This is a genomic window from Patiriisocius sp. 208BN25-11 (assembly GCF_058147145.1).
In genome coordinates this window covers 1-225 of the sequence record NZ_JBYVJY010000188.1, presented here as the reverse complement: position 1 = coordinate 225, position 225 = coordinate 1, and the positions used below count along the sequence as shown (strand labels likewise).

1 pseudogene is annotated in these 225 nt (G+C 45.8%); it reads left to right on the top strand.

Annotated elements, in window-relative coordinates:
• A pseudogene (locus ACY2RS_RS16065) lies at window positions 1–225 on the top strand (T9SS type A sorting domain-containing protein); the annotation flags it as partial.

Genomic DNA, 225 nt, shown 5'->3' with positions numbered 1-225 from the left:
ACAGGAGGAACAGCTCCTTACACGTACATGTGGACCAACGGAGCTACGACACAAGATCTAAGCAATGTTCCAGCAGATACTTACAATGTAGTAGTTACGGATGCCAATGGATGTACAATTAACCTGCCAAATGGCGGTATTACCTTATCACAGCCAGAACCTATTAGCATTGTAATTACCAAAGAAAATGCAACCACCGCACAAGGCTGCGCCGATGGAGAGGCA